General features: G+C 32.5%; 9 protein-coding genes and 1 pseudogene. 7 read left to right on the top strand and 3 right to left on the bottom strand.

Annotation, left to right across the window (positions count from 1 at the left end):
- From EM932_RS21500 to EM932_RS15130, 4 genes and pseudogenes are all read left to right on the top strand, one after another.
- A pseudogene (locus EM932_RS21500) lies at positions 1–105 on the top strand (ISAon1 family transposase); the annotation flags it as partial.
- 46 nt (positions 106–151) lie between these two features.
- Positions 152–868, top strand: a complete 717-nt coding sequence (locus EM932_RS15120; RefSeq protein WP_135878038.1) for a hypothetical protein — start codon at positions 152–154, stop codon at positions 866–868.
- Positions 869–1,076: 208 nt separating this feature from the next.
- Positions 1,077–2,642, top strand: a complete 1,566-nt coding sequence (locus tag EM932_RS15125) for a hypothetical protein (RefSeq protein ID WP_135878039.1) — start codon at positions 1,077–1,079, stop codon at positions 2,640–2,642.
- Positions 2,643–2,941: 299 nt separating this feature from the next.
- Positions 2,942–3,529: a hypothetical protein gene (locus tag EM932_RS15130; protein ID WP_135878040.1), complete on the top strand. Its 588-nt coding sequence runs from the start codon at positions 2,942–2,944 to the stop codon at positions 3,527–3,529.
- Between the two features lie 224 nt (positions 3,530–3,753).
- Here EM932_RS15130 and glyA read toward each other — a convergent pair whose 3' ends face one another.
- A complete protein-coding gene (gene glyA, locus EM932_RS15135) occupies positions 3,754–5,025 on the bottom strand; it encodes a serine hydroxymethyltransferase (protein WP_135878041.1) in 1,272 nt (423 codons plus the stop codon).
- Between the two features lie 203 nt (positions 5,026–5,228).
- Between glyA and fahA the strand changes: the two genes are divergently transcribed.
- Positions 5,229–6,515: a fumarylacetoacetase gene (gene fahA, locus EM932_RS15140; protein ID WP_135878042.1), complete on the top strand. Its 1,287-nt coding sequence runs from the start codon at positions 5,229–5,231 to the stop codon at positions 6,513–6,515.
- A 201-nt stretch (positions 6,516–6,716) separates the two neighbouring features.
- Complete coding sequence (locus EM932_RS15145) at positions 6,717–7,898, top strand: hypothetical protein (protein ID WP_135878043.1); 1,182 nt, start codon at positions 6,717–6,719, stop codon at positions 7,896–7,898.
- 162 nt (positions 7,899–8,060) lie between these two features.
- Here the strand turns inward: EM932_RS15145 and EM932_RS15150 are convergent, their stop codons facing one another.
- Positions 8,061–10,841, bottom strand: coding sequence for a carbohydrate binding domain-containing protein (locus EM932_RS15150; protein WP_170179815.1), 2,781 nt, complete (start codon positions 10,839–10,841; stop codon positions 8,061–8,063).
- Between the two features lie 565 nt (positions 10,842–11,406).
- On the bottom strand, positions 11,407–11,799 hold the full coding sequence (gene ytxJ / locus EM932_RS15155) for a bacillithiol system redox-active protein YtxJ (protein ID WP_135878045.1): 393 nt from the start codon (positions 11,797–11,799) through the stop codon (positions 11,407–11,409).
- A gap of 302 nt (positions 11,800–12,101) precedes the next feature.
- On the opposite strand from ytxJ, the gene clpB reads away from it, so the two are divergent.
- Entirely contained in the window at positions 12,102–14,705 is a 2,604-nt protein-coding gene (gene clpB, locus EM932_RS15160) for an ATP-dependent chaperone ClpB (RefSeq protein ID WP_135878046.1), read from the top strand.
- The last annotated feature ends 234 nt before the right edge of the window (positions 14,706–14,939 follow it).

The following is a 14,939-nucleotide window of genomic DNA, read 5'->3' on the forward strand; positions in this document are numbered from 1 at the left end:
TCGGCGGAATCTTTCAATGCTAAAATTAAAGCCTTCAGGGCTCAGTTCAGGGGTGTCAAAAATGTAGAATTCTTCCTCTTCAGATTAACTAGGATTTTTGCCTAAACACAACTTTTGCACATGATCCATTTTTATTCTTTTACCATTTTCAATGCTTTCGCAAAATATAACAGGAAAAGTATATGATAACGACGCTACAGTAAAAGGAATAGATGTTTTTAACCTTAGTAAACAAACCAGAACTCATACAGATAATTACGGCAGCTTTACTATTAAAGCGGTTATAGGTGACACCCTTTCATTTCATTCTATATTCCATAATAAAAAGATTGTAAAACTTACTGAAACCGATTTTAATAATGTTATAGTTGTTGAATTAAGAAAAACCATAAACAGACTTAATGAGATCTTAATACAGAATGATATAAAACCTAAGGAATTTAATCAGGTTCAGGTGCAAACTTCACTTGGGAAACAAATTAAAGAAGATATCAAGAAAAACCCACATAAATATGGTTCTTCTTCAAAATATGGGCTTGATATTGTTAGATTAGCCATATTAATTGGCAAGCTTTTTAAAAAGAGCAAAAGAAAAAATATTTCTACGATTCCTGTATCACATAAAGACTTAGATTCGTTATTTTCCAGTAATACATTTTTTAATGAAGAATTACTTATTAATGACCTAACAATTCCTAAAGACTACAAACAACTCTTTTTTGAATATTGTGGAACCAAAAACCTAGAAAAAAAATTACTCAAAAACGAAAATAAAATTATACTTCTAGATAGCCTGGTAACCTACAGTAAAACATTTTTAAAAATTATCGAAGAATCTAAAAAAAAAGTAAATCCTACTCTTTTTTAGATTCCCGTTTTATTCATTACATGCTATTTTTATAATATAATAATGAACTCATGAATCTTACGATTTCATGGGAATGACAATTTCTACGGAAACCTCAATGCTTAACCTTGAGGAATAATTTTTGATTAAAATAAAGCGCATCATACTAAATCATTGTTTCAAAAGTTATACTTTTATCCTCTAATAGGCTTTAAATTTATATATGTCAATGAAACGTTACCTATATTTCACACTTACATTAGGATTTTTAATACTTTGGAGTTCTTGTCGTAAAGATTTTGAATTTTCTCCAAGTACCGGTAACCTTGAATTTTCAAAGGATACAGTGTATTTAGATACTGTTTTTACTAATATTGGTTCTAGCACTTATAACTTAAAAGTCTATAATAGAAGTAATGAAGATATCTCTATCCCTTCGCTAAGATTAGCATTAGGTGAAAACTCTAATTACAGACTGAATGTAGATGGCCTTGCTGGTAAAGTTTTTGAAGATGTACAAATATTAGCTAAAGACAGCCTATTTATCTTTGTAGAATCAACCATAGATATTAATAATTTCCCAAATCCAGACGGGAACTTCCTATATACCGATCAAATTGAGTTTGATGCCAATGCCAATCTTCAAAAAGTAGAACTTGTTACCTTAGTTCAAGATGCCATCTTTATTTACCCTAATCGAGATAATACAACTAAAGTTATAGAAACATTAACACTTGATATAGGTGGCGAAACGGTTGAAACCGAATTGCAAGGACGCGAATTATTACCAACAGAACTTACTTTTACAAATGAAAAACCCTATGTTATATATGGATTTGCAACTGTACCAAATGGAGAGACTCTAACCATTAATGCTGGAGCTAGACTACATTTTCATAATAACTCGGGAATTATCGTGTCTAATAACGCCTCATTGCAAGTTAATGGTTTGTATAGTAACGATCAGGATTTATTAGAAAACGAAGTTATCTTTGAAGGAGATCGCTTAGAACCTAATTTATCAGATGTTCCTGGGCAATGGGGAACCATTTGGTTATTAGATGGTAGCATCAACAATTCAATAAACTATGCCACCATTAAAAACGCATCCGTTGGTATTCTATGTGATGGTAGCCCTAATGCTATTTCAGATGTGCTTACTATATCCAATTCGCAAATTTACAATTCTAGTAATTTTGGTATTCTAGGAAGAAATACCTCCATCTCTGGAGAAAACATCGTTATTAATAATACGGGACAATCATCTTTTGCTGGCACATTAGGAGGTAAATATAATTTTACACACAGTACAATTGCAAACTATTGGAATAATGGATCTAGACAATTCCCTTCTGTTTTGCTTAATAATTTTGTTTTAGATGAAGATAATAATGCTACCATAGCAGATTTAACCGAAGCCAACTTTAATAATTGTATCATTTACGGAAATAATAATCCGGAAATTCTACTTGATGAAATCGAAGATGAAGCAGTCGCATTTAATTTTAAATTCACCAATTGTTTAATTCGTTTTGAAGATAGGAATAATAACTTTACTGGACCTAATTACGATTTAAATGATATGAGTCATTATGAAGGAAATATTTTCAATGAAACCCCTGATTTTCTTGACACATCATTAAACAAATTGATCATAGGTAACAAATCTGCAGGCAATAATCAAGGACTCCCTGTTTTTGCCACACAAGTGCCTTTAGATATTTTAAATGTAAATAGAACAACGTCTCCTGATTTAGGGGCGTATCAGCATATAACTTTTCCTAAGGAAGACTAATTTTAAATGCCTTTATTAGTCTTTTTACTAGGTAAGTTATAAACATACTTGATTTTGTAAAAAAATTCGACTAACTTCGTTTAAAAACGGAACTTTATCTTTGCATTAGTTGCAATCACCAAATAATATGAACTTTTTCAAGAAACTTTTTATAAAGCGCAAAGTAGAAGTCAAAAAAGTCACAGATACAAACAGACATTATTGTATTACCTGTGGTACTTGCCTTGGAACTGGTAGAATAAAGACTTCTGATAAAATGCAAATTTGCCCTTACTGCGGAGGTAACAATTTTTTACGAGATGAGAAAAAATAGACTTCTTGAAACAATAACTACAAGGTTTTTCTTCTGGACAGTTATATTAATTGTATGTGTTTTCTTAGGCTTATACTTTTTCCTTTCTACTCAATTAGGCTACAGTATTTCTGAATTTAATAAAGTTGTTGATACTATATTAAAATCTCTGGCTGTAATACTTGGATTAATTTGGTTTGGAAATAGATATTTCAAGGAAAGAAAAGACATTCCCAAATTTGATATTCAGGTAGATTTTAACACTATTAAATTAGAATCAGGACAAACATTGCTAATATACAGATTAGATTTATTCAACAAAGGAAACACCTTATTCAATGATTATAACTTTTTTTTCAGTATTGACGGATTCAGAGTAGATTCTAACTCTATACACAAGGATAATATTAAAAGATACCCAGATTCAGGATTTCAAGAAGGGCGACCCATTGAGCCAAATTCATGGACAGCAATTAATCATGAAATTCTAATAGGGAGTGAGTATCCAGCAATAAGATTTTATTACGAAATAAATAATAAGAATGATGTCATTGTTTGGTCATGGCATAAAACATTTAAATTAGACTGCAACTAACAACGTGTCCAAGATAAAATCCTAATTAAAAAACAATTATTTCAAGCCACATGTTGTTGAAGAACCACATAAGGTGTTCCTCTTTTCTTCTAGTAAATTAATAAATCAAAATACAGAAAACCGTTAAACGAACATCTAAAAATATTTGATTAACAAATATTTACATATTAAAAACAAAAAATCCTGCATAAAGCAGGATTTTTAATTAACACCATATAAAAAGTTTAAACAAACAAAGGTTTATCCTTCATCATTGTATTAACTTTATCTTTTATAGCCTCTAAAACTGATTCATCTTCAAAATTAGTGATCACTTCATCTACTAGTTCTACAATAGCCAACATATCGGCTTCTTTTAAACCACGTGTTGTAACAGCAGAAACACCTAAACGAATTCCAGACGTAACAAACGGTGACTTATCATCAAAAGGTACCATATTTTTATTTACCGTAATATCCGCCTTAACTAAAGCCTGCTCAGCATCTTTACCAGAAAGGTTTTTGTTACGCAAATCAATCAACATACAGTGATTATCGGTTCCTCCAGAAATAATATTATAGCCTTTAGAAACCAAAGCCTCAGCCATGGTAGCCGCATTTTGCTTTACTTGTAATTGGTAGTTTAAAAAATCGTCCGTTAAAGCTTCACCAAAAGCAATTGCTTTAGCAGCAATAATATGTTCTAAAGGACCTCCTTGATTTCCAGGAAAAACAGCAGAATCTAATAATGATGACATTTTACGCAAGTTTCCATTTTTTAAAGTAATTCCAAATGGATTATCAAAATCTTGCCCCATCATTATAATACCTCCCCTAGGACCTCTTAAAGTCTTATGAGTTGTTGTTGTAACTATGTGGCAATGTGGTAGCGGATCATTTAAAATGCCCTTAGCTATTAATCCTGCAGGATGTGATATATCTGCCATTAAAATAGCGCCAACGCTATCAGCAATAGTTCTAAAACGTTTAAAATCAATATCCCGAGAGTATGCAGATGCCCCTGCAATAATTAATTTTGGTTGCTCTTTAGTAGCTACCTCTTGAATTTTATCATAATTTAAAACACCTGTCTCCTGCTCCACTCCATAAAATACAGGGTTATAAAGTTTACCAGAAAAATTTACTGGAGACCCATGAGTTAAATGACCTCCATGAGATAAATCGAAACCTAAAATTTTATCACCAGGTTTTAAACAAGCATGATACACCGCTGTATTTGCCTGACTCCCTGAATGTGGTTGCACATTTACGTATGCAGCTCCAAACAATGCTTTCGCTCTATCAATAGCAATCTGCTCAACTTCATCAACAACTTCACAACCTCCATAATACCTTTTTCCAGGATAACCCTCAGCATATTTATTAGTTAACACAGAGCCTGCAGCTTCCATAACCTGGTTACTAACAAAATTCTCTGACGCAATAAGTTCAATACCATGTAGTTGGCGTTCTTTTTCTGCTTGAATAAGTTCAAAAATTTGTTCGTCGCGTTGCATAAAATTAAATTATCGTTAAATATTCGGCAAAAATAGGAAATAGAATAGTTAATAGCATCAAAAAAAGTTTATTTACTACGAAGTTTTTAACCATTTTATTAACGGCTATATTAAATCCATATTTTCATCCATTTTTTCATTTAAAATAAAAAAAATGTGTAGGTTTGATACGAATTTAATAAACTATAAATATATTTTAAGTTATGCCATTATCAGCTAACAATCCAGATAGAAAGTCGTGGTTACACGTAGATAAAAATTCAGATTTCCCAATTCAGAATATCCCTTTTGGGGTTTTCCTAACCAGAGATGATATTATTACCATAGGAACTCGTATTGGTGATACGGCTATAGATCTAGGTGCTTTACATCAATTAGGTTATTTTAAGGGGATTCCTTTAACAGAAGATATTTTTCTTCAAGATACTTTAAATGATTTTATTGCAGACGGAAGAAAAACATGGCGTTTGGTACGTAATAGAATTGCAGAAATTTTCGATTCAGAAAACACGACGCTTAAAAACAACAAGAAACATAAAGAGATTGTATTATTTCGTTTAGATGAAATTGAAATGCAATTACCCGTACATATAGGAGATTATACAGATTTCTATTCAAGTAAAGAGCATGCTACAAATGTAGGTACTATGTTTAGAGACCCTGATAATGCCTTATTACCAAACTGGCTACACATTCCTGTTGGGTATCATGGCAGAAGCTCTTCCATTATTCCTTCTGGAATTCCAGTTTACAGACCTCAAGGACAAACATTACCCGCTGATGCAAAAGAACCTGTTTTTGGTCCAAGTAAATTAGTCGATTTTGAATTAGAAATGGCATTTATAACGACTGACGCTAATGATTTAGGTGAACCCATTCCTATCGAGGAAGCTGAAGAGTATATTTTTGGACTCGTTTTATTTAACGATTGGAGTGCTAGAGACATTCAAAAATGGGAATATGTTCCATTAGGACCATTTTTAGCGAAAAACTTTGCCTCTTCAATCTCTCCATGGATTGTAACACTTGATGCCTTGGAGCCTTATAGAGTTGAAGGTCCTAAAACTATAAAACCACAACTAGATTACCTTCAATACAAAGGAAAGAAGAGCTTCGATATTAATTTAGAAGTATCCATTCAACCTCAAGGTGCTAAAGAAACCGTTGTAAGTAAATCAAACTTTAAATATATGTACTGGAATATGGCACAACAATTAACACATCATACTGTTAATGGTTGCCCAGTAAATTCTGGAGACATGATGGGAAGTGGTACTATTTCTGGTCCTACTCCAGATTCTTATGGCTCCATGTTGGAACTTTCGTGGCGAGGTGAAAAACCGCTTAAAATGAAAGATGGTACAGAACGTAAGTTTATTAATGATCATGATACTGTTATTATGAGAGGGTTTTGTGAAAAAGATGGAACACGCATTGGTTTTGGTGAAGTTTCTACGAAATTACTTCCGGTTTTTAATCCTAAAAAATAAAGTAACAAAAACTTAATTTCATGTAGCTCATAGTAAGTTTCTCTAAAAAGTTGTTTTTCTTAATATGATTTATAATAAAAACCCTACAATACAAATAATTTAAATTCATTTAAACGTATTTATTGGTATTTAATCTGGTTTTTTTAGTATTTTGGCATAACTATTGGGTTAGTGCCCTAAGTAACCAATAACATCCAATCTATGAAAAAACTACTACTTTTTACAATAAGTCTTTTTGTACTTATGTCTTGTGGCGGAAAAAAACAAGTAGAAGCTGCAGTTAATTCAGGTAATTACGATCAAGCAATTACGACTGCTTTAAATAAGCTTAGAACAAATAAAAACAAAAAACGTAAAATCGATTACGTTTTAATGTTACAAGACGCTTATCACAAAGCAGCAGAACGTGACTTAAACAGTATAGAGCATTTAAAAAAGGATAAGAATCCTGAGCTTTATAGAGAAATTTATGAACTCTATATGGACTTAAATGCACGTCAGGAAGCTATCAAACCTATTTTACCATTAAATGTAAACGGCAGAAATGTTTCTTTTAAATTCAGCGATTATAGTAATGACATTGTACAATCTCGCGAGACTGTTTCAAATTATTTATATGAAAAAGGATTGGATTTATTAGAATTAGAAGATAAATCACAGATTAGAGAAGCTTATAGTATATTAAGTTATGTTGAAGCTATTAACCCAAATTACGAGTTGACCAGGGATTTAATGAAAGAAGCTCATGAACGAGGAACTGCGTATGTTAATGTAACGATAGAAAATCGTACTAATCAAATTATTCCACAACGTTTAGAAGACGATTTACTAAACTTTGATACATATGGATTAAATCAATTCTGGACCATATATCATGCACAAACAAGTAAGGATATCACTTACGATTATGCTATGCAATTACAATTAAAACAAATTAATATTTCACCAGGACGTGTCAAAGAACGTGAGTTTTTAAGAGAAAAAGAAGTTATTGACGGTTGGAAATATAAATTAGACAGTAAAGGCAACGTTGTTAAAGATAGTTTAGGCAACGATATAAAGATTGATAAAATAGAAAAAGTAAAAGCACGATATAATGAATTTACCCAAATAAAATCCACACAGGTCATTGCAGATGTTGTGTATCTGGATATAAAAACAAATCAATTGTTAGACACTTTTACTATTGATAGCGAATTTGTTTTTCAAAATCTTTTTGCTAGAATGCGAGGCGATAAAAGAGCTTTAGAACCTGAAGATAGAAAAATACTGAATAACAGAAGAGTTCCCTTTCCTAGCAATGAACAAATGGTTTATGATACTGGTGAAGATTTAAAATTAAAGCTTAAAAACATTATTAATTCTTATACCATTAAACAATAAGTACCAAAACCAATTAGACAATTTTATGAATAATAAAAATATGTGATGCTCATTTCAGAAAACAAATTTATGCGGTATAACTAGAATTAGTAAATTCATTCTAGTTATACCGCATAAAAACTATTAATTGTTCATAATAGAATTACTATTGCCTAAATAAAATTATTCAATTAGTATAGACTTATTATACGATCCGTTAGAACCAATGACTTTTATGAAATAAGTTCCTTTATTCAGGTTTAATTGCGATAAATCAATCTGAATATTTTGTTGGTTAATAAATCTATTAGTATAAACAGACCTCCCGGTGATGTCGAATACTTTTATGACCGTAGCGGTATCATCATATTTAGACTGTACTATATTAAGAAGGCCATTGGAATTAGGGTTTGGATATACTACAATATTCCTTTCTTTATAAGAGCCCTTTGAAAATCCATTACTCAGAATGGTTCCTGTATCTTTTACCAATTCAAAATCATCTCCCCAGGCTTGATCACTTGCATTCGCAACATAAAAATAAACTTGGGCAATCGTTGCATTAGGTCCCGTAGTAAAACTAAAAGAACCTTTAGAATAGCTTGTACTTTTAATCGCTAAAGTTTTTTCTGGAGCATCATGGTTTTTAACCCCTAAAAGAACTTGTTGACCTATTGCTGAAACTTTTCCGTAAGCCGATAAAAGATACGTAGTGTTGGGTTCAACCGGTACCATTTGGAATAAAGATCCAGCCCCATCAATATTGGCTGAATAGCTGCCATTATTTACATTATTGGATCCAACTGTAATATTGCCCCAGTTACTCCAAGAGCTTAAATCGCCGAGTTCAAACCCATTATTAGATATAAAATTAGCTGGTTCTGTTGGTACATTTTCAGATATGGTAAAATCCACTGCACCAGCCACAGAATGATCAATCTCTACAGTAAATATATTATTGGTGCTATCCCATTCTTGCTTCTTAATCGCTGCAATTTCATCACTTTCTATATAAGGTTTTTTCTGGCACTTAAATTTTAATATACTTGGGTAAGTAGGTAAGGTATATCTACCCCCTCTTAAACCAAGGTTTGCAACATAAGCATTTGCTTGAATAAACAACGTTTCACCATCATCTCTTAATTTACCAATAACATAACTCATTAAATCAATGTTACCACTTAGTGATTCTATAATACCATGGTTAATGTCAACATTATAACTTTGCTTGATATTATCATTTTCCAACGTATTATACACAAAAATAGATTTGTCAATTTTTCTGGCATAGGCTTGGTTAGAACTGACCGGATAGTGAACGTTTAAATTGGCATTGACTTCAGACTGGGTGTTTAAATCCGAAATTTTCACAACCTCTAAGGGAGTTCCTTTTATTATGGGTGGAGCTACTCCTTGCTTAGGTAAGAATGGAATACCAGACGGATAACGATCTGTATTAGGAGTCATCTCAAGGTAAGCACTTTGATATATTGTTCCCCTGCCAGTTTCCAATGTCTTATTATAAGTTTCTGAATCCGTTATTCCATAGGTTGAGCGAAGAAAATCACCCCATATATTTCCTTCCAGGTATGTTAAAAACTTTCTATCTTCTCTCTCAATATCCTCGGTATTAACAATTACGTGAAAATTTTCATTGATAGCTTCCTGTGAAGGAACTATACGCTCTGAAATAACAGCATTCACAAATGGAGTAAGATATCGGGAGTGATTATCATTAGGCTCTCCTGTTTGGTAACTCCACTGCAGATTACCTTCCAGTGCAAACACGGTAGATCCATAAGTCATTCCGTAAATGTATTGTTTAATGTGTTGCATAAAAGGATATACACGTTGTGTACCATTTGGGTCATGACCATTCTCATGCCAATTTTCTAAATTATACTCATTTGGTTGTCCAAATTTTTCCCAACACCATTCATCAGACCATATTCCAATATTTTTAACCATTCCAGTAAGTTTCATACCTTGCAAAGCACTAACGCATGTATATGCACCCCACGGATCAGTATTTTTATAAAGCGGTATCAGGTAATCAGCATAACTTTTATTTTTAAACTTATCCCAATTGAGATCTGTGTACAATACCCACTTTGGTCGAACATGGTTCATATCTGCGTATACAAACATTTTACCGTACTTTCGGCAGAGCTCAAGTGCGCCCTCATATGTGGATCTTGCTTTCTCTTCAAAATAGTATCGGTAAAATAGCTCCGAAGTTGCAGCACCAACACAATTTGGCAGTTCTTTAAATACTTGCTCCAACTCTGCCAAGGACCCTACTCTATCTTTTCTATCTTCGGTTCCAATATCAAAAGTAAACTTATATCCTAAATCGTTAAAGAAGCGTGAATATTCAAGCAAGTCACGACCTTTGGTCATATGGTATAAAAACGAATGACCTAAATCTAAAACCACATAGTCCTTTATCGCGTCTGGCACCATTTTTTTTAACTGTGCAGCAGCTGTTGCCGGATTATCCATTATTAAGCTTCTAAGACGCCAATGAAACAACGGTTTCTCAGGAGTGATTACCCAGGGTTGAGGTTTTGGTGAATGATCATTGTTTACTCTAAGACTACGGGTAGCACTCCAGCTTGCCTCGTTATCATCAGAGACCCTCCAATACCATACACCAGGTTCTAAAAGAAATTTTTCGCTAGGATTATGTATACCTTGACTTGTTATAAAGTAGACATGATCGTATAAATGCTTAATAGTTGTTTCCTGTGTTAAAACCTGACCTGTAAAATCACTGTTTTTGCTCACTTGCAATTTATAAGGCCCATCGGTACTTACTTTTACTTTAAATGCTACTGCAACATCCGTTAACTCTTCTCCATTTTTGGGAACCAGAGGAATAACATTTTGTGCAAATACACTACCTACGGCAAGCATAAACTTAATACATAATACCGTGAATCTTAGTTTAATTTTTTTTTTCATAATTAATAGTTTCATTTTAAATTTGAGGATTTTTTGACTTTTTAAAATCAAAAATATAACTACTACTTTCAAATAATTCTTTTATTTAAATGTAGTTTAGTTTCAATACAAATTTTAGAATTTATACCTACTTTCAAGGCTTTGTATGAATTTTATTTTACAACAAATGATTTAAGAATAAATACTCAAGCAATTATTTGTAAGAATTTACACTATTTTTATAAAAATGTACGTTGAAGTCGTTTAAAAACTTTCCAATGGATTGTAAAATATATCTTTTCTCCCTTTTTTGTCTTTCTTTCACTCTCTGCAGCCTAACTGTGAAATTCGAAAAAGATATCAAAAAGGAATAAAAAATCGTTCACTTTAAAAAGCGAACCGTGCACACTTACAAAAGTTGTATTACTAATATATAATAACTGGAAACCATGATATTTTGTATGGCTTCCCATAAAAATAATCATTGTCAATAAAACGAGTGTAGATATTTAAAAACTCAGACATTTCGTTACCCGTATCTTTGAACAGTAACCATATACAAATAAGAAATTAGAATGGAATATAACTATAAAGCAAACCGTCTCAAATCAACTTCATTAATAGCACCATGAGAAGCATGAGCAATCACTACGCCATTTTTAATCACTAATAATTGTGGAGATTCGTGCATAACTTGAAATTTATACCCTACTTCATTAGAAACATCTCTATAATTTATTAAATCCAAATAATACAAGTCTAAATCTTTCTCGGTCAAATTGTAGCTACTAACAAATTGCCTCATAACCATACTACTAATTCCACAACGCGTAGAATGCTTAAAAATAACTTGCGTTTTGGTAGCAGATTTTTTTTCTATAAAATCTAATTGAGGTATTTCATTTAAAGGAATCCAAGGTATATCCCTCTCCTCTTTTGTGTCATTAGTCCCTCCAAATATTTTATTTAATAATCCCATAATTTAAAAATTTCTCCCCTCAAAACGTGTTTTGAAGAATCATTAATTTGTCATTCCTATCCTCCGCAGGAATCTATTCTTTTTATTTCAGCAAAAAGTATAAATTCACTTTTCATCTAATAAGTCGTACTTGTTTCAGAATCTTACAAACTGACTAAAAGTCACTATATTATTAACTTTTCACGACATTTTGTCTTTTAAAATGTGTTGGTAAGGTTATTGACTTAAAGATGTTGTAAAAGTAATTAAATAGAATTGATGAACAGATTCCCGCTTTCGCGGGAATGACAAAAAACATACAAATGAACTTAAATAATTATACAATAAAATCACAAGAAGCCATTCAGCAAGCACAGCAAATTGCTCAAGGTTTTGGACATCAGCAAATCGAAAATGAACATATTTTTAAAGGTATTTTTGAAGTTGATGAAAACGTATTGCCATTCCTTTTAAAAAAATTGAATGTCAACGTTTCCATTCTAGAACAGGCTTTAGATAAGCAATTGGAAAGTTTTCCTAAAGTGTCCGGAAGTGAATTGATGCTATCTCGCGAAGCTGGAAAAAGCTTAAACGAAGCATCAATCATCTCTAAAAAAATGAAAGATGATTTTGTGTCTATTGAACACTTAATCCTAGCAGTTTTTAAATCGAATAGCAAAATAGCACAAATGCTAAAAGACCAAGGTGTTAATGAAAAAGGTTTGAAAACAGCTATTGAAGAATTACGCAAAGGCGAAAACGTGACGTCTCAAAGTCAGGAGGAAACTTATAATTCATTAAATAAATATGCGAAAAACTTAAATCAGTTAGCTAAAGATGGTAAGCTGGATCCTGTAATTGGTCGAGATGAAGAAATACGTAGAATTCTTCAAATTTTATCACGGAGAACCAAAAACAATCCTATACTTGTTGGAGAGCCTGGAACTGGCAAAACAGCAATTGCAGAAGGTTTAGCACACAGAATTATTGATGGTGACATTCCCGAAAATTTAAAAGACAAACAAATTTTCGCACTCGATATGGGGGCATTAATTGCTGGTGCAAAATATAAAGGTGAATTTGAAGAGCGTTTAAAAGCTGTGATAAAGGAAGTAACGACTAGTGAAGGCGATATTGTATTATTTATAGATGAAATCCATACACTTGTTGGAGCTGGTGGTGGACAAGGGGCCATGGATGCTGCCAATATTTTAAAACCTGCTTTAGCACGTGGAGAACTTCGTGCTATCGGAGCAACTACCTTAGATGAGTATCAAAAATACTTCGAAAAAGACAAAGCTTTAGAGCGCCGTTTTCAAAAAGTAATGGTTAATGAACCAGATACAGAAAGTGCCATTTCAATACTCCGCGGTATTAAAGAAAAATACGAAACACATCATAAAGTTCGTATAAAAGATGAAGCCATTATTGGAGCTGTTAAACTATCAGAGCGATACATAACCAATCGTTTTCTGCCGGATAAAGCCATAGATTTAATGGACGAAGCCGCCTCTAAATTACGCATGGAAATTAATTCTAAGCCTGAAGAACTAGATGTTTTAGATAGAAAAATTATGCAATTAGAAATTGAAATTGAAGCCATCAAACGTGAAAAAGATGAATCTAAGCTAAAATCACTTCGATCAGATCTGGCTAATTTAAAAGAATCCAGAAATGAAATCAATGCAAAATGGAAAAGTGAGAAAGAAGTCGTTGATAACATCCAAAATACAAAACAGGATATTGAAAATTATAAGATAGAAGCAGAACGAGCAGAACGTGATGGAGATTACGGAAAAGTAGCAGAATTACGTTACGGGAAAATTAAAGACGCTCAAGAACAACTTGAGGCTTTTCAAAAACAATTACAAGCACAGTCTGAAAACTCATTAATAAAAGAAGAAGTAATCTATGACGATATAGCAGAAGTCGTTGCCAAATGGACTGGAATTCCGGTAACAAAAATGGTTCAAAGCGAACGTGAAAAATTGCTTAAGCTTGAAACCGAACTACATAAACGTGTCGTAGGGCAAGAAGAAGCCATAGTTGCAGTTAGTGATGCCGTTAGAAGAAGCCGGGCAGGTTTACAAAACTCGAAAAAACCAATTGGTACGTTCCTTTTTTTAGGAACAACTGGTGTTGGTAAAACTGAATTAGCTAAAGCCTTGGCTGATTACCTATTTGATGATGAAAATGCAATGACCCGTATCGATATGAGCGAATATCAAGAACGACATGCAGTAAGCAGATTAGTTGGTGCACCTCCAGGATACGTTGGATATGATGAAGGCGGACAATTAACCGAAGCTGTAAGACGTAAACCTTACTCTGTAGTTCTTTTAGATGAAATTGAAAAAGCACACCCCGATACTTTTAATATTTTGCTACAAGTATTAGATGAGGGGCATTTAACTGATAATAAAGGACGCACAGCAGATTTTAAAAACACAATCATTATAATGACCTCAAACATAGGAAGTCATTTAATACACGAACGTTTTGAAGCAACTAAAGATATCGATTCTGCAATGGAATTGGCCAAAACAGATGTCTTAGGCTTATTAAAACAAAGTGTGCGTCCTGAGTTTTTAAATAGAATTGATGACATCATTATGTTTACACCCCTTAGCAAAGAAGACATAACAGCCATTGTTGAATTGCAATTAAAAGCACTTACAAAAATGATAGGGCAACAAGATATCACTTTTGATGCAACACCAGAAGCTGTAAATTACTTAGCAGAAAAAGGATATAATCCGGAATATGGTGCAAGACCTGTAAAACGGGTTGTTCAAAAAGAAGTTTTAAATGCTTTGAGTAAAGAAATTTTGGCAGGAAGAGTCACTACAGATAGCATTATTTTATTAGATGCTTTTGATGATGAACTGGTTTTTAGAAATCAAAAACTACAAGCAAAATACGAGTAGTCAAACCCATATAATTAGTAGTGAAAACATTTTATTGTTTTTTCGTTTAACGGTAAGCAACCTTTTTAATTTAACAACATCTAGAATATATAATTTAAAATATTCATGATAATAGTTAAATTAAAAATGGTTGCTTATTTTTTTCATGGTTGGTATTAAGTAATCGTATTATATAACAAAGTATGGTTACATAATCTCCCAGACTACAAAAAACACGGTATAGACATAGATTAC

It is taken from the genome of Flavivirga rizhaonensis (genome assembly GCF_004791695.1).
GTDB classification, from domain to species: domain Bacteria; phylum Bacteroidota; class Bacteroidia; order Flavobacteriales; family Flavobacteriaceae; genus Flavivirga; species Flavivirga rizhaonensis.

What these genes read in the sequence shown, in the direction of transcription:
- EM932_RS15120 (WP_135878038.1), top strand. Translation starts at nt 152, where the DNA reads ATGCTTTCGCAAAATATAACAGGAAAAGTATATGATAACGACGCTACA.
- EM932_RS15125 (WP_135878039.1), top strand. Translation starts at nt 1,077, where the DNA reads ATGAAACGTTACCTATATTTCACACTTACATTAGGATTTTTAATACTT.
- EM932_RS15130 (WP_135878040.1), top strand. Translation starts at nt 2,942, where the DNA reads ATGAGAAAAAATAGACTTCTTGAAACAATAACTACAAGGTTTTTCTTC.
- glyA (WP_135878041.1), bottom strand. Translation starts at nt 5,025, where the DNA reads ATGCAACGCGACGAACAAATTTTTGAACTTATTCAAGCAGAAAAAGAA.
- fahA (WP_135878042.1), top strand. Translation starts at nt 5,229, where the DNA reads ATGCCATTATCAGCTAACAATCCAGATAGAAAGTCGTGGTTACACGTA.
- EM932_RS15145 (WP_135878043.1), top strand. Translation starts at nt 6,717, where the DNA reads ATGAAAAAACTACTACTTTTTACAATAAGTCTTTTTGTACTTATGTCT.
- EM932_RS15150 (WP_170179815.1), bottom strand. Translation starts at nt 10,841, where the DNA reads ATGAAAAAAAAAATTAAACTAAGATTCACGGTATTATGTATTAAGTTT.
- ytxJ (WP_135878045.1), bottom strand. Translation starts at nt 11,799, where the DNA reads ATGGGATTATTAAATAAAATATTTGGAGGGACTAATGACACAAAAGAG.
- clpB (WP_135878046.1), top strand. Translation starts at nt 12,102, where the DNA reads ATGAACTTAAATAATTATACAATAAAATCACAAGAAGCCATTCAGCAA.